General features: G+C 69.9%; 25 protein-coding genes and 1 pseudogene. 12 read left to right on the forward strand and 14 right to left on the reverse strand.

Features of this window, described 5'->3' with window-relative positions:
• Positions 1 to 113: 113 nt before the first annotated feature.
• The 3 genes and pseudogenes from ABZ914_RS04335 to ABZ914_RS04345 form a co-directional block, all read right to left on the reverse strand.
• Entirely contained in the window at positions 114 to 281 is a 168-nt protein-coding gene (locus ABZ914_RS04335) for a VOC family protein (RefSeq protein WP_500191555.1), read from the reverse strand.
• A gap of 53 nt (positions 282 to 334) precedes the next feature.
• Positions 335 to 448 (reverse strand): annotated as a pseudogene (locus ABZ914_RS04340) (VOC family protein); the annotation flags it as partial.
• A 4-nt stretch (positions 449 to 452) separates the two neighbouring features.
• Entirely contained in the window at positions 453 to 1,652 is a 1,200-nt protein-coding gene (locus ABZ914_RS04345) for a cytochrome P450 (RefSeq protein WP_500191556.1), read from the reverse strand.
• A 108-nt stretch (positions 1,653 to 1,760) separates the two neighbouring features.
• Here ABZ914_RS04345 and ABZ914_RS04350 point away from each other — a divergent pair, with 108 nt between their 5' ends.
• The 9 genes from ABZ914_RS04350 to ABZ914_RS04390 all read left to right on the forward strand — a co-directional run bounded on the left by ABZ914_RS04350 (position 1,761) and on the right by ABZ914_RS04390 (position 10,516).
• Positions 1,761 to 2,504: an SDR family NAD(P)-dependent oxidoreductase gene (locus tag ABZ914_RS04350; protein WP_500191557.1), complete on the forward strand. Its 744-nt coding sequence runs from the start codon at positions 1,761 to 1,763 to the stop codon at positions 2,502 to 2,504.
• Complete coding sequence (locus ABZ914_RS04355; protein ID WP_500191559.1) at positions 2,501 to 3,271, forward strand: SDR family NAD(P)-dependent oxidoreductase; 771 nt, start codon at positions 2,501 to 2,503, stop codon at positions 3,269 to 3,271. The genes ABZ914_RS04350 and ABZ914_RS04355 overlap by 4 nt, the downstream gene beginning before the upstream one ends.
• Before the next feature lie 68 nt (positions 3,272 to 3,339).
• Positions 3,340 to 4,173 carry a TauD/TfdA dioxygenase family protein gene (locus ABZ914_RS04360; protein WP_500191561.1) on the forward strand — a complete coding sequence of 278 codons (834 nt, stop codon included), beginning with the start codon at positions 3,340 to 3,342 and terminating at the stop codon, positions 4,171 to 4,173.
• Positions 4,173 to 4,754 (forward strand): nuclear transport factor 2 family protein, encoded by a 582-nt coding sequence (locus tag ABZ914_RS04365; protein ID WP_500191562.1) that lies wholly within the window; start codon positions 4,173 to 4,175, stop codon positions 4,752 to 4,754. Before ABZ914_RS04360 ends, ABZ914_RS04365 begins: the two co-directional genes overlap by 1 nt.
• Positions 4,751 to 6,766: a PKD domain-containing protein gene (locus ABZ914_RS04370; RefSeq protein ID WP_500191563.1), complete on the forward strand. Its 2,016-nt coding sequence runs from the start codon at positions 4,751 to 4,753 to the stop codon at positions 6,764 to 6,766. Before ABZ914_RS04365 ends, ABZ914_RS04370 begins: the two co-directional genes overlap by 4 nt.
• A 62-nt stretch (positions 6,767 to 6,828) precedes the next feature.
• On the forward strand, positions 6,829 to 7,755 hold the full coding sequence (locus ABZ914_RS04375; RefSeq protein ID WP_500191565.1) for a TIGR03564 family F420-dependent LLM class oxidoreductase: 927 nt from the start codon (positions 6,829 to 6,831) through the stop codon (positions 7,753 to 7,755).
• 185 nt (positions 7,756 to 7,940) lie between these two features.
• Positions 7,941 to 8,744 carry an enoyl-CoA hydratase/isomerase family protein gene (locus ABZ914_RS04380; protein WP_500191567.1) on the forward strand — a complete coding sequence of 268 codons (804 nt, stop codon included), beginning with the start codon at positions 7,941 to 7,943 and terminating at the stop codon, positions 8,742 to 8,744.
• Positions 8,745 to 8,794: 50 nt separating this feature from the next.
• Entirely contained in the window at positions 8,795 to 9,544 is a 750-nt protein-coding gene (locus ABZ914_RS04385; RefSeq protein ID WP_500191569.1) for an SDR family NAD(P)-dependent oxidoreductase, read from the forward strand.
• Positions 9,545 to 9,580: 36 nt separating this feature from the next.
• The gene (locus tag ABZ914_RS04390) at positions 9,581 to 10,516 is read left to right on the forward strand and encodes an LLM class flavin-dependent oxidoreductase (protein ID WP_500191570.1); all 936 of its coding nucleotides are present in this window, start codon (positions 9,581 to 9,583) and stop codon (positions 10,514 to 10,516) included.
• 59 nt (positions 10,517 to 10,575) lie between these two features.
• Here ABZ914_RS04390 and ABZ914_RS04395 read toward each other — a convergent pair whose 3' ends face one another.
• From ABZ914_RS04395 to ABZ914_RS04425, 7 genes are all read right to left on the reverse strand, one after another.
• Positions 10,576 to 10,773, reverse strand: coding sequence for a ferredoxin (locus tag ABZ914_RS04395; protein ID WP_500191572.1), 198 nt, complete (start codon positions 10,771 to 10,773; stop codon positions 10,576 to 10,578).
• 50 nt (positions 10,774 to 10,823) lie between these two features.
• A complete protein-coding gene (locus tag ABZ914_RS04400) occupies positions 10,824 to 12,017 on the reverse strand; it encodes a cytochrome P450 (protein ID WP_500191574.1) in 1,194 nt (397 codons plus the stop codon).
• A gap of 82 nt (positions 12,018 to 12,099) precedes the next feature.
• On the reverse strand, positions 12,100 to 12,825 hold the full coding sequence (locus tag ABZ914_RS04405) for an SDR family NAD(P)-dependent oxidoreductase (protein ID WP_500191575.1): 726 nt from the start codon (positions 12,823 to 12,825) through the stop codon (positions 12,100 to 12,102).
• A gap of 77 nt (positions 12,826 to 12,902) precedes the next feature.
• Positions 12,903 to 13,748 carry an enoyl-CoA hydratase-related protein gene (locus ABZ914_RS04410; RefSeq protein ID WP_500191576.1) on the reverse strand — a complete coding sequence of 282 codons (846 nt, stop codon included), beginning with the start codon at positions 13,746 to 13,748 and terminating at the stop codon, positions 12,903 to 12,905.
• 3 nt (positions 13,749 to 13,751) lie between these two features.
• Positions 13,752 to 14,180: a MaoC family dehydratase gene (locus ABZ914_RS04415; RefSeq protein WP_500191578.1), complete on the reverse strand. Its 429-nt coding sequence runs from the start codon at positions 14,178 to 14,180 to the stop codon at positions 13,752 to 13,754.
• Entirely contained in the window at positions 14,180 to 14,731 is a 552-nt protein-coding gene (locus ABZ914_RS04420; RefSeq protein WP_500191580.1) for an FAS1-like dehydratase domain-containing protein, read from the reverse strand. Before ABZ914_RS04420 ends, ABZ914_RS04415 begins: the two co-directional genes overlap by 1 nt.
• Positions 14,731 to 15,897 (reverse strand): CaiB/BaiF CoA transferase family protein, encoded by a 1,167-nt coding sequence (locus tag ABZ914_RS04425; protein ID WP_500191581.1) that lies wholly within the window; start codon positions 15,895 to 15,897, stop codon positions 14,731 to 14,733. Before ABZ914_RS04425 ends, ABZ914_RS04420 begins: the two co-directional genes overlap by 1 nt.
• Before the next feature lie 120 nt (positions 15,898 to 16,017).
• On the opposite strand from ABZ914_RS04425, the gene ABZ914_RS04430 reads away from it, so the two are divergent.
• Positions 16,018 to 17,160, forward strand: a complete 1,143-nt coding sequence (locus tag ABZ914_RS04430; protein ID WP_500191583.1) for an acyl-CoA dehydrogenase family protein — start codon at positions 16,018 to 16,020, stop codon at positions 17,158 to 17,160.
• A gap of 214 nt (positions 17,161 to 17,374) precedes the next feature.
• Positions 17,375 to 18,805 (forward strand): class I adenylate-forming enzyme family protein, encoded by a 1,431-nt coding sequence (locus tag ABZ914_RS04435; RefSeq protein ID WP_500191584.1) that lies wholly within the window; start codon positions 17,375 to 17,377, stop codon positions 18,803 to 18,805.
• Positions 18,806 to 18,892: 87 nt separating this feature from the next.
• Here the strand turns inward: ABZ914_RS04435 and ABZ914_RS04440 are convergent, their stop codons facing one another.
• The 4 genes from ABZ914_RS04440 to ABZ914_RS04455 all read right to left on the reverse strand — a co-directional run bounded on the left by ABZ914_RS04440 (position 18,893) and on the right by ABZ914_RS04455 (position 22,864).
• The gene (locus ABZ914_RS04440; RefSeq protein ID WP_500191586.1) at positions 18,893 to 20,020 is read right to left on the reverse strand and encodes a serine hydrolase domain-containing protein; all 1,128 of its coding nucleotides are present in this window, start codon (positions 20,018 to 20,020) and stop codon (positions 18,893 to 18,895) included.
• Positions 20,021 to 20,071: 51 nt separating this feature from the next.
• Positions 20,072 to 21,223, reverse strand: coding sequence for an acyl-CoA dehydrogenase family protein (locus tag ABZ914_RS04445; RefSeq protein WP_500191588.1), 1,152 nt, complete (start codon positions 21,221 to 21,223; stop codon positions 20,072 to 20,074).
• Positions 21,224 to 21,329: 106 nt separating this feature from the next.
• Positions 21,330 to 22,235 carry an SDR family oxidoreductase gene (locus tag ABZ914_RS04450; RefSeq protein WP_500191589.1) on the reverse strand — a complete coding sequence of 302 codons (906 nt, stop codon included), beginning with the start codon at positions 22,233 to 22,235 and terminating at the stop codon, positions 21,330 to 21,332.
• Positions 22,236 to 22,276: 41 nt separating this feature from the next.
• On the reverse strand, positions 22,277 to 22,864 hold the full coding sequence (locus ABZ914_RS04455; RefSeq protein WP_500191591.1) for a nuclear transport factor 2 family protein: 588 nt from the start codon (positions 22,862 to 22,864) through the stop codon (positions 22,277 to 22,279).
• A 201-nt stretch (positions 22,865 to 23,065) separates the two neighbouring features.
• Between ABZ914_RS04455 and ABZ914_RS04460 the strand changes: the two genes are divergently transcribed.
• The gene (locus ABZ914_RS04460) at positions 23,066 to 23,791 is read left to right on the forward strand and encodes a FadR/GntR family transcriptional regulator (RefSeq protein WP_500191592.1); all 726 of its coding nucleotides are present in this window, start codon (positions 23,066 to 23,068) and stop codon (positions 23,789 to 23,791) included.
• The last annotated feature ends 94 nt before the right edge of the window (positions 23,792 to 23,885 follow it).

Consider the following 23,885-nt stretch of genomic DNA (forward strand, 5'->3'; position numbering starts at 1 on the left):
GGGGGGGGCGCCCACGCCGGGGGGCCCGGCGGTGTTGTACAGGGTTTCCCTGTCTTCCTCGCCCGGGGGGCCCGGGGGGGGGGGCCCGGGGGGCGCGCCCCCCCCGCCGCCCTTCAGCGGGTGTGCTGGACGAGTTCGATGCGAACGCCGTCGGGGTCGGCGAGGAACAGCACGTCCATGGCGCCGCCCCGCATGGGGATGTGCGTCCGGGTGTGCTCGATCGCGGTGGCTCCGAGCGCGACCAGCCGCTTCTCCACGGCGGGAAGGTCGTCCACGTGCACCGACAGGTGCGTGAAGCCGATCTGCCTGCGCGACCGCAGGCGGCGCCTTCGGCGACCTCAAAGCCCAACCCCTCGGTGTAGAAGCGGAGCGATCGGTCGAAGTCGGAGACGCACAGGCCGATGTGCGGCACGGCCAGGACACCGCCGGCCGTCTGGTCGGGAAGCATGGGGTCACCTCTGGTCGATGATCGCGGGCATCGTGTCCCAGCCGCGCACGGTCGTGGTGGGTGAGCGGCGGGCGCCGGCCATGTCGATCTCCCAGTCGGGGAATCGGTTCAGGACCTCGTCGAGGGCGACGCGTCCTTCCATGCGGGCCAGCGCCGCGCCGAGGCAGTAGTGCGCGCCGTGCCCGAACGTGACGTGCGTTCCGATGGCGCGATGGATGTCGTAGCGGTCGGGGTTCTCGAAGCGCCGCTCGTCATGGTTGGCCGAGGCGACCATGAGCAGCATCGCCGAACCGGCCGGGACCTTGGTGCCGTGGTACTCCACGTCTTCGGCGGCGTAGCGCGCGACGTGCGGGCCGGGAGGCTCGTAGCGCAGCAGCTCCTCGATCGCGTTGGGGATCAGTGACCGGTCGGCGACCAGCTCGCGGCGCTGGTCGGGGTGGTCGGCCAGGACCTTGCCCATCCAGCCGAACAGCCGCCCGGTGGTCTCGACCCCGGCGCCGGCGATCACGGTCAGGAAGGTCACGATCTCGTCTTTGGACAGCTTGCGGACGGTGCCGTCGACGTCCTCGAACTCGAAGCCGAGCAGCTCGGTGATGAGGTCGTCGGAGGAGTTCTTCTCCCGCCAGGCCACGTACTCGGCGTACATGCCGCCGTCGAAGTACTGCTCCTTGTCGATCGGCAGCGGCCTGCCGGGTTCGTTGCGCAGGTTGCGCTGGGCGTGGTCGCGGACCTTCGGCTGCTCGACGTCGGGGATGCCGACCAGCATCCCGATGGCCCGCATGGGCAGCTCGTCGCCGAGGTCGGTCACGAAGTCGAACCGGTCGGAGCCGGTGAACGGGTCCAGGCACGCGACGCAGAAGGCTCGCACCTTCTCCTCGACCATCTTCATCCGCCGCGGCGTGAAAGCGCGCGCGACCAGGGCGCGGTGGACGGTGTGCTGTGGCGGGTCCTCGTGGATGAACACCCCGGGCGGCATGACCGGGTCGGCCTTGACGACCTCCAGGATGTCGCCCTTGGCGGAACTGAGCCGCTTGACGTCCTTGAGGGCGGCGTCGACGTCGGCGAAGCGGCTCAGCCCCCAGAAGTCGTGGCGTTCGTTGTAGTACAGCGGCGCCTCGTCCCGCAGCCGCCGGTAGGTGGGGTACGGATCGCGGTCGATGTCGACATCGTAGGGGTCGTAGTACGGGTCGCCGTCGCTCACCATTTTCTCCTCGGCTCAGTGTTGTACGGTTGTATAGTCCCTTGCTATACGTTCGTATAGCACACGCTTTTCGACTCGGAAAGGGTCGGCCGTCGAAACGGGAGGGACGATTTGAGCCGTACAGCGGTGGTGACGGGCGGCGCCTCGGGGCTCGGCCTGGCGATCTGCGAGCACCTCGCCCGCCGGGACCGGCACGTCGCCGTCCTGGACCTCGCCGGCGACGCGGCCGACCACGTCGCCGGCGAACTGAGCGCGGAGAAGCGCCGGGCGATCGCGGTTCAGGTCGACGTGGCGGACCGGGACGCGGTCGACAATGCCTTCGAGGAGGTGCGCGCCGCGCTGGGACCGATCGAGATCCTGGTCACCAGCGCGGCCGTGTCCGGTTTCCTGCCCTTCGAGCAGGTCACCTCAGGCGACTGGGCCCGCACGCTCGCCGTCAACCTCACGGGAACCTTCAACTGCCTGCAGTCCGCGATCCCCGACATGGCGGCCGGGGGCTGGGGCCGGATCGTCACCATTTCTTCGGCCGCAGGCCAGACCGGTTCGCTGCGGCAGGCGCACTACGCGGCGTCCAAGGGCGGTGTGATCGCCCTGACCAAGGCGGTCGCGCTCGAATACGCGGCGAAAGGGGTCACCGCGAACACGATCCCACCGTTCACGGTCGACACGCCGCTGCTGCGCGCCGCGCAGGAGTCCAAGCTGCTGCCGCGCCCTGAGGTGCTGGCCCGGATGATCCCGGCGCGGCGGCTCGGCACCGGCGACGACATCGCCGCGATGTGCGCGTTCCTGTGCTCGGACGAGGCCGGTTACATCACCGGCCAGGTCATCGGCGTCAACGGAGGTGCGGTGACATGAGCGACCGATTCCGCCTGGACGGCCGGGTGGCCGTCATCACCGGCGGCGGCACCGGGATCGGCCGCGGCACGGCGCTGGTGCTCGCCGAGCACGGTGCCGACGTCGTGCTGGCGGCCCGCCGCCGGGAACCGCTGGAGGCCACCGCGAAGGAGGTCCGGACCCTGGGGCGGCGTGCCCTCGCCGTTCCGACCGACGTCAGCGACCCCGACCAGTGCCGGCGGCTCGTCGACACCACCCTGCGGGAAATGGGCCGGCTCGACATCCTCGTCAACAACGCGGGCGGGGCTCAGACCAAGTCGCCGATGAAATGGACCGACGAGGAGTGGCAGAACGTCCTGGCGCTCAACCTCGGCAGCGTGTTCTTCCTGTCCCGGTCCGCTGCCGAGCCGATGCTCGCGCAGGGCAAGGGCGCGATCGTGAACATCTCGTCAGGCGCGAGCCTGCTCGCCATGCCGCAGGCCGCGCCCTACGGCGCGGCGAAGGCGGGAGTCAACAACCTCACCGGCTCGCTGGCCGCCGCCTGGACCCGCAAGGGCGTCCGGGTGAACACCATCGCCGTGGGAGCCGTCCGGGCGGCGACGCTCCTGGACGAGGCCGAACGGCACGGCCTGGACCCCGAAGCCATCGCGATGACCAACGGCTCGCACCGCCTTGGCGAACCGGACGAGATCGGTTATGGCGTCCTGTTCTTCGCCTCCGACGCCTCCAGCTTCTGCTCCGGCCAGACCCTCTACATCCACGGCGGTCCGGGCCCGGCCGGCATCTGAAGAGAGTCATACTCTCTTGAAGTAGCGGAAGCATTCTTATACGGTCGTACAGCTACCTTGGAGGTGCGATGACCGCTGCGTTCACCCCGCTCAGCCCGTTCGGCATGGAGATCACCGGTGCGTCCGGCGACCAGCTGGTGCATCAGGAAGCCGCCGACCGATGCCAGGAACTCCTCAACGAGCACGGGGTGGTGATCTACCGCGAGCTCGGCATCGGCGACGACGACCTCGTCGCGTTCACCCGCCTGCTCGGCGAACCCGAGGTCGCCAAGACCAGCGAGCACCGCCATCCCGAGATCGACACGATCACGCTCGACCCGAACAAGACCAACGCGACCCTCGCGGGCTACCGGCGCGGGAACTTCCACTGGCACATCGACGGTGCGACCATCGAGGTACCGCAGAAGGCGACGCTGCTCACCGCCCGCGAGGTCGACCCGGCCGGCGGCGACACCGAATTCGCCAGCACCTTCCTCGCCTACCAGGCCCTGCCCGAGGCGGAGAAGGCACGCCTCGACGGGCTCACCGTCGTGCACAGCTTCGCCGCCGCGCAACTGCGCGCCAACCCGGCCCCCTCCGACGAGGAACGCGCCGCCTGGGACCGGGTGCCCTCCCGCACCCACCCGCTGGTCTGGACGCGCGGCAACGGACGCAAGTCCCTGCTCGTCGGAGCCACCGCGGGCGAGGTCGTGGAGCTTCCCGGAGACGAAGGCCGGGCGCTGCTGGAACGGCTGCTGGAGTGGGCGACCCAGCCGCAGTTCGTCCTACGCCACCAGTGGCGGCGCGGTGACCTGGTCATCTGGGACAACACCGGGATGCTGCACCGAGCCCTGCCCTTCGAGCCCACCTCCCGGCGGCTGATGCACCGCACCACCCTCGTCGGCGAAGAGGCAGTCGCCTGATGGCCGACGATCTGGAAGCGCTGCGCCGCGACGTGTGGTACCTCAAGGACCGCGCCGAGATCCTCGACTGCATCGCCCGCCACGCGCGCGGTTGCGACCGCCACGACGACGACCTCATCACCAGCGCCTACCACCCCGACGCCACCGACGAGCACGGACACACCACCAACACCGGCGCCGACTACGCCTCCTGGGTCAACCCCGCCCACGCCGCGACGTCGCACGCCCACCTGCACAACATCACCACCCACACCTGCGACATCGACGGCGACACCGCCCACTGCGAGAGCTACTCCCTCGTCGTCCTGCTCGGCAAGGACGGACGCACCGCCCAGATCATCAACGGCCGCTACCTCGACCGCCTCGAACGCCGCGACGGCCGCTGGCGGATCGCCCTGCGCCGCTCCACGGTCGAGGTCATGTTCACCGCCGACGCCTCCGTCCTGAAGTCGCCGTTCTTCACCGACCAGGGCTACCTCAAAGGCACGCGCGACGCCGGCGACCTGTCCTACCAGCGCCCCCTGACCCTGGAGCAGACCGGATCCCGCTGGTCGTCCACGGTCCAAGCGACGTCCCGATGAGCGGGCGCCGCGCGCTCGCGGCGGGCAGCGTCGTCCTGCTGGGCGCGGTAGCGGTGCCGGGCATGCCCGCATCGGCCGCGTCTGGGCCGCAGCAGTGCGCGCAGCCGCAGCCAGGCGGCCCGATGCAGGTCACCGCCGACTGCGTCGACCCGCTCTATGCCCACCCGGTCATCGACGGTGAGAAGGACCTGACCAGCCCGGTGCCGCACCGTCAGGTGTCCGGGCATTTCGAGGGCACGAACGTCAAGTTCAACCTCTACCTCCCGCCGGCGAACCGCTGGGACGGCAGGTTCTTCCAGCTCGTCTACCCGCTGCAAAGCGAGAACGCCGACGCGCAGTCCATCGCCTTCGGGGCCGACAGCGGCGCCTACACCGTGCAGACCTCCGGGACCGAGGGCTACCGCGCCGACGCGGCCGCCGCCAAGTTCTCCCGCACCGTCGCGGCGAAGTACTACCGCTCGTCCCGCCGGATCCACGGCTACATCTACGGCGGCAGCGGCGGCTCGTACATGACGATCGGCGCGATGGAGAACACCACCGGCGTGTGGGACGGCGCGGTGCCGTTCATCCCCGGGGTGCCGACCTCGATCCCGAACAACTTCTTCGTCCGCGCCTTCGCCCGGCTGGTGCTGCGCGGCAAGGCACCGCAGATCGCCGACGCGGTGCGTCCCGGCGGTTCCGGGAACCCCTTCGCCGGTCTCACCTCCACGCAGAAAGCGGTGCTGCGCGAGGTCACCCGGATGGGCATCCCGCTGCGGGCCTGGGAGAACCACTCCTACGTCCTCGGCCTGGACGATCCGCAAGGACTGCTCGGCTTCGCCGGCACCGTCCGCGCCATCGACCCGACCTACGCCGACGACTTCTGGAGCAAGCCCGGCTACCTCGGCACCGAACGCTCACCCCTCGGCGACCTGACCCGCAACGCGCGCATCGACCAGACCGCCACCATCACCGAAGTCGAGCACGACGACCACGACGTCCCGACCAAACTCACCCTCGACAAAGCACCGGCCGACCCGAACAAGCTCGGTTTCGACGTCACCGCCTCCCGTGCCGACGGCACCACGATCGGCACGGTCACCGGCTCGCTCGACCCCGCCACCAGGACCTTCACCATCGGTACCGGCAACTCCTCGGAGACGCTCGACGCGATCGCGGCCGGTGGCAAGCTGCGCATCGACAACCGCTGGAACCTGGCGCTGCTCACCTACCACCGCCACCAGGTCCCCGCACGGTCCGGGTTCACCGCCTGGGACCAGTTCCGCGACTCCACCGGCAAGCCGATCTACCCGCAACGCCCCATCGAGATCGGCCCGGTCATCTCCGGCGAGGTCAGCGGCGGCGGCACCCACACCGGCAGGATCACCGGCAAGGTCATCGAGGTCGCGAACCTGCTCGACACCGACGCGTTCCCCTGGGACGCCGACTGGTACGCCCAGCAGGTGAGGAACGCCCTGGGAAGCCGCTACGACGACGAGTTCCGCGTCTGGTTCAACGACAACGCCGACCACATCGGCGCCCACGAGACCAACCTGCTCGACTACACCGGCATCCTCCAGCAGGCCCTCCGCGACGTCAGCGCCTGGGCCGAAAAGGGCATAGCGCCCCCGCAATCGACCCGCTACAGCGTCACCGGCGGCCAGGTCACCGTGCCCGCAACACCGGCCCAGCGGCACGGGATCCAGCCCGTCGTCACCCTGACCGCCGACGGACGCCACCGGATCGACGTCCCCGCAGGCAAGCCCGTCACCTTCACCGCCACCATCCAGACCCCGCCCGGCACCGGCAAGATCGTCGCGACCGCGTGGGACTTCACCGGCGGCGGCACCTTCACACCCGCACGCTTCGGCGGCCCGCCCCGTCCCAGCGTGCACGTCCGGCAGACCTACACCTACACCAAGCCCGGCACCTACTACCCGGCCCTGCGCGCCACCGCCCAGCGCGACGGCGACGCCGCCACCCCCTTCGCCACGATCCCCGACCTCGGACGCGTCCGCGTCGTCGTCCACTGACCGCCTCGCCCCACCCGGCGGCAAGCCTTCCGCACGGGGCGCACCGGCACCGGAGGAACCCCATGCGCATCGGCCTGACCGGCGGCGCGTCGACCCCCGACAAGATCGTCCACCAGGCCCGGCGGGCCGAGGACGACGGCTTCACCTCGCTCTGGTACGCCAGCAACGTCTGCGGCGACCCGCTCACCCCGATGGCCCTCGCCGGACGCGAGACCTCGACGATCGAACTCGGCACCGCCGTCCTGCAGACCTACCCCTGCCACCCGCTGCTCCAGGCCAACCGCGCCGCGTCCGCCGCCGCCACCATGGGCCGCCCCGGCCTCACCCTGGGCATCGGCCCCTCCCACGCATCGATCGTTCGCGACGCCTACGGCATGAGCTACGACCACCCGGGCCGCAACGCCGAGGAGTACACCCGGATCCTCACCCGGCTCCTGCGCGGAGAGGACGTCGACTTCCACGGCGAGGACTGGACGACCCGCAGCACCGACCGCATGGCCCCCCTCCCCCACCCCGTCCCCGTCCTGCTGTCGGCTCTGTCGCCCCGGCTGCTGCGCGCCGCCGGCCGGCACGCCGACGGCACCATCCTGTGGATGGCACCGGTCAAGGCGATCGACGGCCACATCGCCCCGCACATCCACGCCGCCGCCGCCGACGCGGGACGGCCCGCGCCCCGCATCGTCGCCGGACTCCCCATCGCCGTCCACGACGACGTCACCGAAGCCCGCAACGCGGTCGCCGCGACCTCCGGCGCCTACGCCGGCGCACCCAACTACCAGCGCATCCTCGCCCTCGGCGGAGCCGCCACCCCCGCCGACGCCGCCATCGTCGGCACCGAGACCTCCGTCCGCAACCAACTCCGATCCCTCCTCGACGCCGGCGCCACCGACATCTGGGCCAACATCGTCCCCGCCGGCCCCGACCCCGCCGCGTCCCGCAAACGCACCCGTGACCTCCTCCGCGACCTCGCCACCCCGCCAAACGGTTAGAGAACACGTGCAGGCTTCTGAGGTGGGACTGTCGCGCCCCCGGTGCCTAGAAGCTATGCCCCCGAGTTCCGGCGCAAGATTCTGGTTCTGGTCACGGCCGGCCGCCTGGTGAGGCAGGTTGCCACAGATCTGCAGATGCCCCTTTCCGACTAGATATAGATGAATCATTTAACTAAGCTGAGCTCATGCATCAACTCGGCGACGCCTCGGTACCCGGGGCGGACGGGGAGTTGCTCGTGGCCGATCACGGGTACGTGCGGGTCCTCACCATCAACCGACCACATGCCCTGAACGCCCTCACGGCCGTCCTGGGTGACCGGCTCGGCGAGGCTCTCGCCCTGGCGGACGCCGATCCGCATGTGCGGACCATCGTCATCACCGGATCCGGCGAGCGCGCCTTCTGCGCCGGCGGTGATCTGAAGGAGATGAACGCGAGCAGCTCTTCGTCCGGCCGCGGGACGCGCGTCGTGACACGGCTGGTCCAGCAGCGCCTCGCCACACCGGTCATCGCGGCGGTCAACGGCCTCGCTTACGGCGGAGGCTTGGAGTTGATGCTGGGTTGCGACCTCGTCGTCAGCGCCTCCCATGCCCGGTTCGCCTTGCCCGAAGTGAAACGCGGCCTGCTCGCCAGCGGCGGCGGCCTGATCCGTCTGCCGGACATCGTCGGACAGCGGCGTGCTCTGCAGATGCTGTTGACCGGAGAGCCGATCGATGCGCCGACCGCCCATGAATGGGGCCTGGTCAACACCCTCGCTCCGCAAGGAGAGGTGCTCGCGACCGCTCTCGGCCTGGCGTCGAGCATCGCCGACAACGCCCCGCTCTCGGTCCGCCTGAGCAAGGCCGTGGTCTACCAGACGGCGCGCTTGCCCGAAGCCGAGGCATGGGCCCTGACCGCGTCACACCATGCCCAGCTCATGAAGAGCGACGACGCCGTGGAAGGGCCGCGCGCGTTCGCCGAAAAGCGTCCACCGCGCTGGGCGGAGTGTTGAGGCGGGGTCGAAGTCCGACATCCGGCGTTGTTTGCGAATACGGAGAATGCATGACCAGGAACGGCCAGGTGGCCATCGTCACCGGCGGGACGCGCGGGATCGGCGCAGCCATCACCCGGCTGCTGGCCTTGGACGGAATGCATGTCGTGGCGGTCTTCGCGACGGACGATGAGTCCGCCCGCAGGCTCGCCGAGGGACTTGCGGACGCCGGCGCTTCGATCTCCCCGCACCGAGGGGATGTCGGCGACCGCGACTTCTGCTTCGGCCTGGTCCGCGAGGTGCTGTCCCGCCATGGCCGCGTCGATCATCTGGTGAACAACGCCGGACTCCTGGTGGAGAACAAGGCGCGGGACATGACACCTCAGGAATGGGACGAGGCACTGAGGGTCAATCTCACCGGCCCCTTCAACCTGGCCCAGGCCGTGCTCGCTCCGATGACCGAGCGACGGTTCGGGCGCATCGTCAACATCGGCAGCGTGACGGCCACGATGGGCAACCCGATGGAGGCCGGGTATGCCGCAGCGAAGGCCGGGCTCCTCGGATTGACGCGTTCGCTGGCGCGATCGACGGCTCGCAAGGGCGTGACGGTCAACCTGGTTATCCCCGGCGTCTTCGAGACGGACATGACGAATGCCATGGACGCCGCCGACCAGGAGAGCATTCGGTCGATGATCCCTCTGGGACGTCGCGGGGAGCCGGCGGAACTCGCCCACGCCGTGCGGTTCCTCCTCGACGAGCGCGCCGCCTACATCACCGGTTCGGTGATCACAGTGGACGGGGGCTTGAGCATGGGCGCCTGACCGGCGCCTGGAGAAGTCGACGTTCGAGGAGGAGACATGGAGAACGAGATCACGGTGGGCGTGCGTGTTCCGCACGGGCTGTTCAGTGACGCCGCGGCACTTCGGGACTTCGTGGCCGGCGCCGAGGAAGCCGGAATCGATCGGCTCTGCGTCGGCGACCACGTGACCTTCAAAGGCGGCCAAGGCTTCGACGGCCTCGTGCATGCCACGGCGCTGGCGGCGGTGTCCACCCGGATCACGATCCAGACCGCCGTCTACCTGCTGCCGCTGCGCCACCCCGTCCCGGTCGCGCGTCAGGTGGCGTCGTTGGCGGAGCTGGCCCCGGGGCGTGTGCTGTTCGGCGTTGGCGTCGGAGGTGAGGACCCTGCGGAGTACCGCGCCTGCGGTGTGGATCCCCGTTCGCGGGGGCGGCGGATGAACGAATCGCTCGGCCTCGTCAGGGCGCTGCTTGACGGCGCGGAGGTGACAGCGTCGGGCGAGTTCTTTCCGATGGAGAACGTCTGTATTCGTCCGGTTCCGTCAGAGCCCGTACCGATCGTGGTCGGGGGCCGTTCGGAGGCCGCGCTGCGCCGCGTCGCGCTCCACGCGGACGGTTGGCTCGGCCTATGGGTCAGTCCCGAGAGATATGCGAAGGCGTGCGCACAAATCGATCTCTGGGCGGCGGCCGAGGGGCGCCGGATCGATAACCGGCGGCATGGCATGCACGTCTGGTGCGGCTTTGACGATTCCCCGGAACGAGCCCGCAGCGCACTGGCCGCCAGCATGGAGCAGATCTACCGAACGCCCTTTGAAAAGTTCGAACGCTACTCCCCGTACGGGACTGCCGAGAACGTGGCGGAGGCCCTGCAAGGGTACGTGCGGGCGGGATGCCGGTCGTTCAACCTGATTCCGGGGGACGCCGACGCACGAACGACCATTGAGAACGCTCGCAGCGTCCGCAAGCTGCTCCGCGACCAGGCATTGGCCGAATAGCGGACGGGCGTTGAGGGCCTCCCCACCAGGAGACTCCCAACGCCCGCGGAGCGAGGGGTTCAGTCCGGCAGAACCGTGATGGCCCCTTCCGGGCACTGACGGGCGCCGTTGCGGGCCTGTTGCTGCTGGCCGGGCTCCACGTCGGTCTCCGGCTTCAGGTCGCAGTACCCGGCGTCGTCGAGGGGGAAGACGTCGGGCGCGGTCATCGCGCACTGCGCGTGGCCGGCGCAGCGTTCGCGGTCGAAGTGAATGCGCATGGCGCTCCTTTCGGCGATGGCTCGTGACGTTGCTCGGACGGCTCTGCTCGTCAGTTGCCAGGCTTGAAGGTGATGGGCAGGTGCTTGGCCATGCGCACGGCGATGTTGTCGTAAACGATCTGCCCGTCGGAGGAGAGCTCGTACTCGGGGATGCGCCGGTGGAACTCCTCCAGCGCGAGCCTCAGTTCCAGGCGCGCCAGGTGAGAGCCGAGGCAACGGTGGGTGCCGCTTGCGAAGGCGATGTGCGTGTGCCGGGACCGGTGGATGTCCACGCTGAGCGGGTCGGGGAAGGTCGTTTCATCGACGTTCGCCGCGGCCCACACCGCATGGATCGCCTCTCCTGCGTGGATGGCGAGTCCGTCGCCCAGGTCGATGTCGGCGGTGGCGTAGCGGGTGCCCCCCGGAACGGGGGACTCGAAGCGCATCAGCTCCTCCACCGCGCCGGGGATCAGAGAGGGGTCGGCGACGAGGCTCCCGCGTTCTTCGGGGTGACCGGCCAGCCAGGCGAACAGGCAGGACAGCGATGCCGTCACCGTGTCGAGTCCCGCGAACATGACCAGGAACATGATGTTCAGCAGCTCGTCGTCGGTGAGCGGCTTCCCATCGATGTCGGCTGCCAGAAGCGCCCCGATGACGTCCTGCCGCGGCTTCTCCTCCGCGCGGCGCCCGGCGAGGTACTCGGCGAAGTAGCCGTACAGCTTCGCGCCCGCCGCCTGCATGTTGGCGTCCATCTCCTCGATGGTGTCGCCTTGCGGGTGGATGACGCCCTCCTTGAAGTCCAGGAAGAAGTCGAGGTCCTCCGCGGGCGCTCCGACCAGGCGCAGGAACGTGAGGCAGGGCAGGGGCACGCAGAACTGCGAGTACAGCTCCACCTCGCCCTTGGGCAGGAAGGCGTCGATGAGCTCGCCGGCCAGAGCCCGGATCGCGTCTTCCAAGAGCCGGACCTGCTTGGGCGCGAACAGGGGGTCGAGGAGCCGCCGCCACTTGACGTGGTCCTCCCCGTCGATCTCCAGGGGGATGAGCGGCAGGTCGGTGGCGAAGCTGCCGCCACGCCCGCCGTTCCCCAGGACGGCGGGGTGGCGGTTGACGGCGACGATGTCACGGTGCCGGTACAGGTGCACCGCCCCCTCGGCCCGCTCGAACCGCAGCCTGGCCTTGTCGCGGTAGACCGACTGCGGCGACGGCATCTCCCGCACCGCCATCATCAGCGCCGACAGCCTCGGCTCGTACCGTTCCGCCGACATCGCACCACCTCAAATAGAAGGATGAGTTGAACTATCGTACTATTTAGAGGTGACGAGGGCCACACTTCGCGCGGTCGGAACGTCAGCCGAGCAGGGTCCTCCCGCCGCACAGCATCAGCGTCGCGCCGGTGAGGTACGCCATGTCGTCGGAGGCCAGTGAGACGACCGCCCGGCCGATGTCGCCCTCCGGATCGCCCATGCGGCCGAGGGGGATCTGCGCGATGATGCGGGCGAAGCGGTCCGGATCCGCATCGCGGAACTCCTCGGCACCTGGGCTGAGAGCCGCGGGACAGATCGCGTTGACGCGGATGCCGTACGGCCCCCACTCCCGGGCCGCGACCCGCGTCAGCCCCCTGATCGCCTCCTTGGCCATCGCATAGGAGCCGAACCCGCGTTCGCCCTCCACCGCCGCCGAGGAACCGAAGTTCACCACGCTTCCGGCGGACTTCCGCAGGTGCGGCAGCGCGGCGCGCATCGCGTGGAAGGTGGCGAGCGGGCCGGTGCGGTAGGCGAGGTCGACATCGTCGTCATCGGTGTCCTTCAGCAGCCGCTGCACCGACGACTGGGCATTGTTGACCAGTACGTCCAGCCGGCCGAAGGTCTCGGCGCACGCGTGGACCATGCGCTCGACGTCCTCGCGCAGCCCGACGTCCCCGACCACGCAGTGCACCCGGGCGCCACGGTCCTCGATCTCGGCGGCGACCGCGCGCAGCTTGCTCTCCGTACGGCCGGTGATCGTGACTGCCGCCCCTTCAGCGGCCAGGGCCATCGCGACTCCGCGTCCCACGCCCTGACCGGCCCCCGTCACGAGGGCCACCTTGCCCGCGAGACGGCCGGCACCCCAGCGGCTCTCCTTCGTTGGGGTCGGCGCCTTCTCCGGGGCGCTCACTCGCCCTTCCCCAGTCCCGCGAAGCGCGGAGGCCGCCGTTCGATGAAGCTGCGCACGCCTTCCCGGTAGTCCGGGCCCTTCCGGGCCTCGACGAGGAGGGCACGGGCGTCCTGGTTGCCGTCGGCGAAGCTGCGCGCCTGGTCGTCGCGCAACTGCCTCTTGATCAGCGACATGGCGTAAGGGCTGCACTGGCGCGCGAGCCGGCCCGCGTACTCCACGGCCGCGGGCAGGAGTTCGCCCGGCTCCAGCAGGCGGTTCACCAGCCCCATCTCCAGCGCCTCGGTGCCGGTCACGGGGCGGGAGGACAGGAGCAGATCGCTCGCGTGGCCGAACCCGACGACGCGAGGGAGGATCCAAGCGACCCCGTCCTCGGCGACGAGGCCCCGCTGACTGAAGGCCGCGGCGAACTTCGCGTTCGGCACCGCGAACCGCACGTCCGACATCAGCGCCTGGTTGAACCCGATGCCCGCGCACGCCCCGTTCACCGCGGCGATCACGGGTTTGGGCAGGTCAATGGGACGCGTGCGCGGCGGCAGCTTGTCGGTCGGATACGGCTTGGCACCGGACGAGGCCGCGTCCAGCACCGCCATGTCCATGCCGGGGCAGAAGCTGCGACCGGTCCCGGTGATGACGACCGCCCGCACCCGCGGATCGGTCTCCGCCTGCTCGAAGAGCTCGTTGTAGAGCAGTTCCATCTCCAGGGTCCACGCGTTGTGGCGATCTGGCCGGTTGAGGGTCAGCACGAGCACCCCGTCGTCGGTCCGCTCGCTGAGGATCACCGGCTCATCGGGAGTGGCCGGGGCGCCCTCTGCCGCCGTCGGGTCTCCGGTCGACGTCGTCATGGTTCAGGCCACCCCTTCGAGCCGCACCGCGGCGGTTCCGCTCACCACTTCGGCGCCGTCCTGGCGGACGGTCCGGACGGACAGCTCCGCCAGGGAGCCGTCCTCATCTGCCGTGATCTCCTCGACGGTCGCGGTCACGGTGAGCGTGTCCCCCGGCCACACCTGCGCCTTGAAACGAACACCGAAGCGCAGAATGGAGTCCCTGCCGAACCAGTCGGTGAGGACGCGGCCGGTCAGGCCCATGGTCAGCATTCCGTGGGCGAACACCCCGGGATATCCAGCGATCCCGGTCGCGAACTCGTGGTCGGTGTGAAGCGGGTTGTAGTCCCCCGAGGCGCCCGCGTACTGGACGATCCGGGTTCGCTTGAGGTCCTCGACGACGACACGCTCCCGCGACTCGCCGACCTTGATCTCGTCGCTGCGGACGGGCATCAGCAGTTCCCTCCGTTGTCCTTGGCCTCCGAGGCCGACCCGGTCGCTTCCGCCAGCACGCCGACCGAGCGGGCCGTCACCACGAGGTCGCCCCGGGCGTCCCGGTACTCGGTGATCGTTTCGCTGAATCGCAGGAGCCCGGCGCGGCCGGTCTTCTCCCATGACCGGCCCGGTCGGCTCTCCGCCGACAGAACGTCGCCGACGCGGACCGGCCGGTGGTACTCGAAATGCTGCTCCGCGTGAAGGCCGCCCGAGCCTTCGAGCGCCTCGCCCGGCCCGGCGCCGGAGCCGAACCACTTCTCGCCGGGCTTGGGCCGCAGCGGGTAGTCGTCATCGAATTGAGCGGCGGCCATGGTGAAGGTGGGCGGGGCCACCGCACGCCCCTCCGGGCCGGCGAGTTCGGCTTGGTAGGCCGTGTCGTCGTCTCCGATGGCACGGGCGAACATCAGCACGTGCCCGGCTTCGACCGGGAACCTCGGCACCGGCATGGACATCGTCCTTTCCTCAATGGTTTCTGCGAGTCGTCGCGGAATCAGGTCGGCTTCGAGCATCAGGCGGACGAGGCGCCCAGTTCCTCGATGACTTCGTCGGTGTGCTCGCCCAGAGCAGGGGCCGCGGTCCGCGGCTCGTCGTCCATCTCCCAGAAGTCCACCGGTGTCGCGGGAGTGCGCAGGGACGGTGTCCCGGCCATGCCCGGCTGCTCGACGAAGGCACCGATGGCCTCCGCCTGCGGGTCGGTGACGATCTCCGGCAGCGTCCGGACGGGCGCCCACCACACTTCCGCGGAGTCGAAGCTCGCCGCCCAGTCCGACAGGGAGCGGGAGGCGAACTCGCGATCGAGGATCCCGATCAGCTCCCGCGTATTGCGGCGGCGGGCCCGGGCCGTGGCGAAGCGCTCGTCGCCTTCGAGATCCTCACGGCCCAACGCCTTGAGCAGGCCCGGCCAGTGCCTGTCGCCTTCCAGGCCGACGAGCCAGAACCAACGGTCGTCACCTGCGCGGTAGCAGTTGTACAGGGGCGTTTCGTGCTCGGTGCGCGGGCGGGTCCGGCCTCGTTTGCCGAAGAAGTTCTGGATGGCGAGGTCGTTCGCGATCGCGTAGGTCCCGGACCGGAGCAGCGAGACGTCCACCACGCCGCCCTCTCCCGTCCGCTCCCTGCGCAGGAGGGCGGCGAGAACGCCGGCGACCAGGTTGGCCGCCGCGGCGCGGTCGCCCATGCCAGGGCGGATGGCCGGCGGAGCCTCCCCCGCCGGATTCAGCATCGAGGCGATCCCGGAGCTCGCCCAGAACGCCGACACGTCGTACCCGGCGCGGTCCCTGTCGGGGCCGGACCAGCCGTACCCCGTGAGCGTCCCGATGACCAGCCGAGGATGGCGCGAGCGCACCGCCGCCGGATCGAGCCCGAGGCGCTCCAGTGCCGCGGGGCGCATGTTGGTCACGAAGACGTCGGCGGTCTCCAGCAGCCGGTCCATGACGCGCCGCCCCTCGTCCTGCCGGAGGTCGAGGACGACGCCGCGCTTGCCGCGGTTGTCGGTCTCGAAGGGGGGTGCCGCCTCCGTGTCCTGCCCCACATGCCGCAGGGTGTACCGGAAGGGGTCACCCCGCGGCGCCTCGACCTTGATCACGTCCGCGCCCCAGTCGGCGAGCATCGCCGCGGCGGCCGGGGCCGCGACCCAGATGCCGAGCTCCACGACGCGGTATCCCTCGAGCGGCCGCACCGAACCTCCATTGACGCTAGTGACTCTGAATCATTTAGCTATATACACTAATCTAACGCCAATGCTCAGGGCCACCCCTCAGTGGAAGCCCCTCTCCTCACCAAGCCCGGAGGCCGGCCGATGCGCCGTACGATCTTCAGCGAAGAGCACGAACTGTTCCGCCAGACCGCTCGAACGTTCTTCGAACGCGAGTGCGCCCCCCATGTCGACGATTGGGAGCGCGCCGGCCAGGTGAGCAGGGAGGCCTGGGCCGCGGCCGGCAAGGCGGGGTTGATCGGCTGGGAGTTCCCCGAGAAGCACGGCGGGCAGGGCGTCCGCGACTTCAGGTACAACGCGATCATGGCCGAGGAGATGGCCGCGACCGGCTCGGTCGGCATCGGCCTCGGCCTGCAGAACGACGTCATCCCCCCGTACCTGGGCGGCCTGACGACCGACGAGCAGAAGTCCCGCTGGCTGCCGGGCGTCGTCACCGGCGAGACCATCTGCGCCCTCGCCCTCTCCGAGCCCGGCGCGGGTTCGGACCTGAAGAACATCCGCACCACCGCGCGCCGCGACGGCGACGAGTGGGTGATCGACGGGTCGAAGACCTTCATCACCAACGGGATCCTCGCCGACCTGGTCGTCGTCGCCTGCAAGACCGACCCCGAGGCGGGCCACAAGGGCATCAGCCTGATCGTCGTCGAGCGGGGGGCCGGCGGCTTCGAGCGGGGCCGCAAGCTCGACAAGGTGGGCATGAAGGCGCAGGACACCGCCGAACTGTTCTTCCGCGGCGTCCGGGTCCCCGCGGAGAACCTGATCGGCGAGGAGGGGCGTGGCTTCTACCACATGATGGGCAACCTTCCCACCGAGCGGCTGGCGATCGCGGTGTCGTCCCTCGCCGCCGCGGAACGCGCCTTCACCGTCACCCTCCAGTACGCGGGCGAGCGGACCGCGTTCGGCCGGCCGATCGGAAGCTTCCAGGCCAACAGGTTCGCCCTCGCCGACGCCCGGGCGAAGCTGAACGCCGCGCGCGGGTACGTCGACGGCTGCATCATGGCGCTGGTCGAGGGGCACCTGACGGCGGACGACGCCGCGGCGGCGAAGTACTGGACGTCGGAGACCGCATGGGAGGTCATCGACCGCTGCATGCAGCTCTTCGGCGGCTACGGCTACGTCAACGAGTACGAGATCGCCCGCATCTGGCGCGACAACCGCGTCCAGCGCGTCTTCGGCGGGACCTCGGAGATCATGCAGGAAATCGTCGGACGTTCCCTGGGGCTGTGACGGTGGTGCATACGATCACCCCTGAACCGGAGGGGGACGGCGCAGGACGGGCGACCGTCCCTGTCGCTCCGCTCACGACCGCGCACCGACCGGCCGACGCCACTGTCCCCCTCTGGGAGATCACCGTCGGTCAGCTCCTCCGCGACCTGGCGGGCAGACATCCTCAGCGCGCCGCACTCATGTGGCCCGACGGAGCGCGGATCGCCCAGATGACGTGGGGCGCCCTGCTGGAGGGAGCGGAGCGCGCCGCCGGCCTCGTCCTCTCCCTGATCTCCCCCGTGACCCGGTCGCCGTGTGGGCCCCGAACTCACCGGACTGGGTGGTCATCGAGTACGGGGCCGCACTGGCGGCGACGCCTCTGGTGCCGATCAACCCCAACCTCACCGACGCCGAGGCCGCGTACCAGCTCCGCCAATCAGGGGCGCGGCTGATCATCGCCGCGGACGAGCATCGCGGCAGGCCTCTGCGCGACAGGGCGATCAAGCTCGCCGGCGAGCTGGCCGAGCCCTGTCCCGTTGTCGGCATGGACGCCTGGCGCACGGCCGCACGGTCCGGCCCCTCGGAGTTGCCGACGCCGACTCCGGAGGCTCCCTTCCTCCTCCAGTACACCTCTGGGACGACCGGCCGTCCCAAGGCAGCCGTGCTCAGCCATCTCGCCTGCGTGAACAGCGGTCGCTTCGGCATGGCGAAACTCCACGAGCCCGGAACGGCCGAGGTGTACTGCACGCCGCTGCCGCTCCATCACGTCGGCGCCTCGGTCTGCGCCGTGCTCACCGCCGCTTCGGTGGGCGCCGCTCTCGTGCTCGCGCCCACCTTCGACGCCGCGACCGTCCTGGAGTTGGTCGAGCGGTCGAGAACCACGATCCTCGGCCTGGTGCCGACGATGATGACCGACATCCTGGCGAGCCCCGACCTGCACACCCGGGATCTGACCAGCCTCCGCGTCGTCTGCGGCGGCGGATCGACGGTGCCGCCTGAGCTGATCCGGCGCTTCGAGACCGACCTGGGCGTCCAGCTGAGCATCGCCTACGGCCAGTCAGAGAGTCCCTATGCGACGTCCACCGACCTGTCGGACAGCGATGTCGTCAAGGCGGAGACGCTGGGCCGCCCGTGCGCCCATCGCGAAGTGCGCATCGAACGCCTCGGCGGAGGGACCGCTGACATCGGTGAGCACGGAGAGCTCCTCATTCGGTCGCCGCTCAACATGACCGCGTATCACGACCGTCCCGACGAGACCGCGCAGGCCATCGATGCGGACGGCTGGCTCCGCACCGGCGACATCTGCAGCATGGACGCCGACGGCGTCCTGCGCATTCACGGCCGCAGCAAAGAGGTGATCATCCGCGGCGGCGAGAACATCTACCCGCGCGAAGTCGAAGAGGCCCTTCTCGAGCACCCTTCGGTCGCGGACGTGGCCGTCCTGGGACTCCCGGACGAACGCCTCGGAGAGATCGTGGCGGCCTTCGTCCGGTGCGCCGCCGGCGCCACGGCGGACCCGTCGGATCTGGAGGATTTCGCTCGCGCCCGGCTTGCTCCTTACAAGGTTCCGCGGGTCTGGCATTTCGTGGATCAGTTCCCGTTGACCGCCTCGGGGAAGATTCGCAAGCACATCCTCCGCGAGGGTCTGTCGACGGCGACAGGCTAGAGAGCCGTCTTCACGCCGGCGCCCGAAAGCGCACGGGGCCGGCCGGCATTGCCCGGCCCCGTGCGCGGTGACGTGCCACAGGGCGCTTCAGGAGAGGTCCGCGGCGAGGTCCGCGACCCCGGCCAGCAGAGCCGTTCCCCAAGACGTCCGGTCGTATCCCGACAGCGGATAGCCGTTGCAGAGCCATGCGAAGGACAGCCCGCTCTCGGGATCCATGAACGCGAGCTGGTAGGCGGCGCCGCTGTTGCCGTAGAGTGCGGCCGAACCGGTCGCGGGAAGATTGCTACCCGCGTCTGGACCCGCCACCGTGACGAACAGGCCCATCCCGGTGCGCTTGTCCCCGCCACCGTACAGCTCGTCGCCGGCGGGCCGTTCCGCGAAGCGCATCCTCCTGCCTTCGGCGACCGCACCGGCGGGCCAGAGGTCGGAGTGCTCCATGGCCTGGAAGAAGAGCGCCACGTCCGCCGCGGTCCCGACCAGCGCGTGGCTGGGTTCGCCCGCGGCCAGCACCTCCGAGTTCGACAGGTACCACGGGCCCCACGGGTCGGCCTCGTCCTCCTCGCTCCTGCGGTCGGTCGCGATCATCGGCGCCACGGTCTCCGCCTGGCGCTCGACCGGAACACCGAGCTCGATGCTCGACAACCCGAGCGGCCTGACGACCCGCTCGTGCAGGTACCGCGCGAAGGGCAGGCCCGTCCGCCGCTCGACGATCTCGGCGATCAGCCACGCGGCGGAGGTGAGGTGGAACTGGAACCGCGTCCCCGGCGGGTAGTCCAGGCGCCACTTGCCAAAGGCGGCGAGGCGCTCCCGGCGGTCGCACATCTTGGGATGTCCGAGGGGCGCGAAGGGGAATCCAGCGGTGTGCGTGAGCACATGCTCGACCGCCACGGCTTCCTTGCCGTTGGTGGCGAACTCGGGAATGATCTCCGCGACTCGCTCGTCCAGGCGGACCAGCCCCTCGCCCAGGAGCTTCCACGCCACGCCCGCCACCACCGAACGCCCGACCGACTGCAGGATGTACCTGGTCCCCGGATCGGCGTCGCCGACGGTCTCAAAAGCAAGGAGGTGGCCGTCCTTGGCGACGGCGACCTGTGCCGAGGGCAGCGGCCCGTCCTCGACCGCCAGCCTCACCCGGCGCAGGAGCGTTTCGAGTTTGGCCGGATCCACCCCCGCCGTCGCCGCATCGGCGAGCGACCGATCGATCAGGTGTCCCATCGGCGTACCTCCTCATCGGTCGCTTCCGGACCGGCGTTGTGGTGTGCGTTCTCAGTAGCTGCGCAGGCCCATGCTGCGCGCGATGCCGTTGCGCTGGATCTGACTGGTGCCGCCCGAGATGGTGGCGACGATCGACTCCCGGTAGCGGAAGCTCATGACGCTCTCGGTCGAGAACCCGTGGCCGGCGCACACCTGCATGCCGAGGCGGGCGGCGGCCACGTAGGTCTCCGACCCCTTGAGCTTCGCCATGGAGCCCTCGCGAGTGCACGGCTTCCCTTGGGCCAGCAGCCAGGCCGCCCGGTAAGCGAGCAGGCGCGCCGAGTCGATCTCGGTCTGCAGGTCGGCCATCGCATGAGCGAGGGACTGGAAGTTGCCGATCGGGCGCCCGAAGGCATGCCGCTCACGGGCGAACGCCAGCATCTCGTCCAGGGTCGCCTGCGCGGCGCCGAGGTATCCGCCGGTGATGATGACCTTCTCCAGTTCGATGTTGGAGAGCATCACCTTCCATCCCTCGTCCTGGGGCCCGACGAGGTTCTCCTTGGACACCAGGACGTCGTTGAAGAACACCTCGTTGGTGCCGAGGATGTGGCGCGCCAGCGTCGGGGTGCGCCGGACCTCGACGCCGTCGGCGGACGGGTCGATCAGCAGCAGGCTGATGCCCGCGTGCTTGGGTTCCCGCGGCCCCGTGCGCACATAGGTCGCGATCGTCGTGTCGGGCAGCCCCGCGCCCGTGCACCAGGCCTTCTGGCCGTTCACCAGGAAGTGGTCGCCCTGGTCGTCGGCCTGCGTGCGAAGCGCGGCGGCGTCCGACCCGCTGTCGGGCTCGCTGAGCCCGACGGCGAGACGGTGCCGCCCGGTCATGACGCGCTCGCGGATGAAGGCGCGCTGGGCCTCGTTGCCCCAGCGGAAAACGGTCAGTCCGGGGATGAGGACGCCGATGTAGCACATCGCGACGTCGAAACTCGCCCTGCCCAGCTCTTCGGCGATGACGATCAACTCGACCGGCCCGCCGCCGTCCCCGCCCTCGTCCTCGCGGAACGGCAGTGCGAACCAGCCCAGTTCGGCCATGCCCTTGAAGAGCTCGGGAGGCACCGTGGAGTGCTCGTCCCATTCCTTGGCGCGTTCTGCCGGGCACACGTCCGCGACGAACTGCCGTGCCGTCGCACGCAGCATCTCCTGCTCGTCCGTCAGAGCGAAGTCCACGGGCACTCCCGATCTAGGTTCATATGACTTATTTAGTTAGATTATTTACTGGGATGCGCTCCGAGTGCAAGCGAGGGCGGCGCAACCGGGGCCGACGTGCTCCACTTCACGTGCGGTTGCCCAGGCCGTCGGCGTTGGGCGCGGCCTTCGCCACGAGCCCGGGCACGACGTCGGTGAGCGCCGCGGGGGCCCACCGCTCGGCGGAGTCCACGGCCGGACCGTTGACCCAGCCCTCCAGGACGGTGATCCGGTTGCCCATCGCCCCGAAGACCCTGCCCGTCACGTCCTTGGACGCCGCGGACCCCAGCCAGACCACCAGCGGGGAGATCGCCTCGGGGCTCAGGTCCGTGGTCTCGGCCGCCTGGCGCATCATCTCGATGTCCTCGGTGAGCCTGGTCATCGCCGTCGGCGCGACGGCGTTCACCGTGACGCCGTACCGCGCGAGCTCGGCGGCCGCGATGATGGTCATGCTCGCGATGCCGGCCTTGGCCGCGCCGTAGTTCGTCTGCCCGACGCTTCCGAACAGGCCGGAGGGCGAGGTCGTGTTGATGACCCGGGCGTCCACCGGCAGGCCCTTCTTCGCCTGCTCGCGCCAGTACGCCGCCGCGTGATGGAGGGTCGCGAACGTGCCCTTCAGGTGCACCGCGACCACACTGTCCCAGTCCCGCTCGGTCATCGAGACGGCCATGCGGTCGCGGAGGATGCCGGCGTTGTTGACGAGGACGTCGATGCCGCCGAACTCCTCCACGGCCTGGCGGACCAGGCGGCCGGCTCCGTCCCACGACGAGATGTCGTCGGTGTTCGCGACCGCGGCGCCCCCGGCGGCGACGATCTCGTCGGCCACCTGCTGGGCCGGCCCGCCCGACGCCCCGTCGCCGTCGCGCCCGGACCCCAGATCGTTGACGACGACCTTGGCGCCCTCCGCGGCGAACGCCAGCGCGTGCGCCCGGCCCAGGCCGTTGCCAGCACCGGTGATGACCACGACGCGCCCGTCGCACAGCTTCTCGGACATATCAGGCTCCTTCGTTGGTGATGTCGGTCGAAGTCCAGGGCTCAAGGACGTGCCGTCAGCCGTCCCGCCGGCGGATCGTCCTGCCAGAACTCGCCCCAGGACGGGAAGTGCGCCGGAAGGTTGGGGGACGAGGCTCCGTCCCAGGAGCAGAAATCCACGGCCTGGGGCCTCTCGGTCACGTCGGCGGCGTACCAGTGCTTCTCCCGGCGGCGGGAGAAGAACCATTCACCGTCCATGCGGACGTAGTCGTCGAGGTAGCAGATCGCCATCACGATCCACCGGTCCCCCACCTCGTGCTCTGCCCGGCAGTACACGACCCCGGTGGCGTGATCGCGATCCACGAATTCGATGCGATGACCGCAGATCTGGTGAATCGATCTGTAGAACCCTCGGACGAGCGGCTCGATGTAGCCGCGCAGGGCTTCGCGGCCGACGCCGCGCCTTCCCATGTCGACGTCGGGGCGGAAGCAGGCCGTCCAGGCGTCCAGATCGCGCGAATCCACCGCGATCGCATAGCGGATGGGCAGTTGTCCGATGGCCAGATGGGATTCGATCCGGTCGAGCCGGTCGCCCGTGACATCTCTATCGGGCACTGGCAAGGTCCCCCGGCCGCCCTCCGAAACGACCACCGGTTGACGCGTGTGCCGATGATCGCTTATAGGACTCACTGGTAGTCTTGTTTGAGCTTGGCGTAATCATCTGACTGAAAGTCTGTTCTTGTGGGGGTGTGGGCGTTGGCAGAGGTGGCGCGTTCGGTGACTGGCTCGGTACCGGCTCCCGCCGCAGGGCTGGTCGCCCGTGGGCGGGCACGTGTGGGACGCCAGGTCCGCGTGCCCAAGACCGCGGAACTGGTGGCGGGGGCCCTGCGCAGGCAGATCGTGCGGGGCGAACTGGAGCAGGGTGCCGCCCTGCCGTCGGAATCGGCGTTGATGGAGGAGTTCGGCGTCTCCCGGCCGACCCTCCGCGAGGCGTTCCGCGTGCTGGAGTCGGAGTCGCTGATCACAGTGCGACGCGGCGTGCACGGGGGCGCCCGGGTGAGCGCGCCCGACCCCGAGGTGGCGGCGCGCTACGCGGGTCTCATTCTTGAGTACAACGACACGACGCTGGGGGATGTCTTCCGGGCGAGTGCGATCATCGAGCCGGCGTGCGTGCGGTCGCTGGCGGAGCGGCCGTCCCAGGCCGTCGTGAAGCAGTTGCGGGACGCGGTGGAGGCCGAGAAGGCGGCGCTGGACGACCCCGACGCGCTCGTCGAAGCGCAGGACCGGTTCCACGCGCTGATCGTGGAATTGACCGGAAACCAGACCCTGATCTTGTTGGCGGGCATGCTCCGGTACATCGTGGACCGCGCCAACGCGGCCCACGTGGCGGCGGAGGGCGACAACCCCGAGCACACCGCGCAGGCGCGCAAGGGGCACCGGGCCCACGTCCGGCTGGTCAATCTGATCGAGGCCGGCAAGGGCGAGGAAGCGGTGAAGCTGTGGCACCGGCACATCACCGCCGCCGACGACGTCGTCAACGCCGCCGGGCCCAAGACCCTGCTGGAACTCCTCGACTGACGCGCCGCAGTCCGTGCGCGCGGCGGCGAGGGGGACCCCGACCGGTGGCGCCCCCCCACCGCGTTGGGGTGCCGTCAACCCGGCCGCGGATACG

The sequence above is a fragment of the Spirillospora sp. NPDC046719 genome (genome assembly GCF_040645715.1).
Taxonomy (GTDB): Bacteria; Actinomycetota; Actinomycetes; order Streptosporangiales; family Streptosporangiaceae; genus Spirillospora.

What these genes read in the sequence shown, in the direction of transcription:
- ABZ914_RS04385 (WP_500191569.1), top strand. Translation starts at nt 8,795, where the DNA reads ATGACCAGGAACGGCCAGGTGGCCATCGTCACCGGCGGGACGCGCGGG.
- ABZ914_RS04440 (WP_500191586.1), bottom strand. Translation starts at nt 20,020, where the DNA reads ATGGGACACCTGATCGATCGGTCGCTCGCCGATGCGGCGACGGCGGGG.
- ABZ914_RS04345 (WP_500191556.1), bottom strand. Translation starts at nt 1,652, where the DNA reads ATGGTGAGCGACGGCGACCCGTACTACGACCCCTACGATGTCGACATC.
- ABZ914_RS04390 (WP_500191570.1), top strand. Translation starts at nt 9,581, where the DNA reads ATGGAGAACGAGATCACGGTGGGCGTGCGTGTTCCGCACGGGCTGTTC.
- ABZ914_RS04450 (WP_500191589.1), bottom strand. Translation starts at nt 22,235, where the DNA reads ATGTCCGAGAAGCTGTGCGACGGGCGCGTCGTGGTCATCACCGGTGCT.
- ABZ914_RS04415 (WP_500191578.1), bottom strand. Translation starts at nt 14,180, where the DNA reads ATGCCCGTCCGCAGCGACGAGATCAAGGTCGGCGAGTCGCGGGAGCGT.
- ABZ914_RS04365 (WP_500191562.1), top strand. Translation starts at nt 4,173, where the DNA reads ATGGCCGACGATCTGGAAGCGCTGCGCCGCGACGTGTGGTACCTCAAG.
- ABZ914_RS04410 (WP_500191576.1), bottom strand. Translation starts at nt 13,748, where the DNA reads ATGACGACGTCGACCGGAGACCCGACGGCGGCAGAGGGCGCCCCGGCC.
- ABZ914_RS04430 (WP_500191583.1), top strand. Translation starts at nt 16,018, where the DNA reads ATGCGCCGTACGATCTTCAGCGAAGAGCACGAACTGTTCCGCCAGACC.
- ABZ914_RS04370 (WP_500191563.1), top strand. Translation starts at nt 4,751, where the DNA reads ATGAGCGGGCGCCGCGCGCTCGCGGCGGGCAGCGTCGTCCTGCTGGGC.
- ABZ914_RS04355 (WP_500191559.1), top strand. Translation starts at nt 2,501, where the DNA reads ATGAGCGACCGATTCCGCCTGGACGGCCGGGTGGCCGTCATCACCGGC.
- ABZ914_RS04420 (WP_500191580.1), bottom strand. Translation starts at nt 14,731, where the DNA reads ATGCTCGAAGCCGACCTGATTCCGCGACGACTCGCAGAAACCATTGAG.
- ABZ914_RS04375 (WP_500191565.1), top strand. Translation starts at nt 6,829, where the DNA reads ATGCGCATCGGCCTGACCGGCGGCGCGTCGACCCCCGACAAGATCGTC.
- ABZ914_RS04400 (WP_500191574.1), bottom strand. Translation starts at nt 12,017, where the DNA reads ATGTCGGCGGAACGGTACGAGCCGAGGCTGTCGGCGCTGATGATGGCG.
- ABZ914_RS04395 (WP_500191572.1), bottom strand. Translation starts at nt 10,773, where the DNA reads ATGCGCATTCACTTCGACCGCGAACGCTGCGCCGGCCACGCGCAGTGC.
- ABZ914_RS04360 (WP_500191561.1), top strand. Translation starts at nt 3,340, where the DNA reads ATGACCGCTGCGTTCACCCCGCTCAGCCCGTTCGGCATGGAGATCACC.
- ABZ914_RS04380 (WP_500191567.1), top strand. Translation starts at nt 7,941, where the DNA reads ATGCATCAACTCGGCGACGCCTCGGTACCCGGGGCGGACGGGGAGTTG.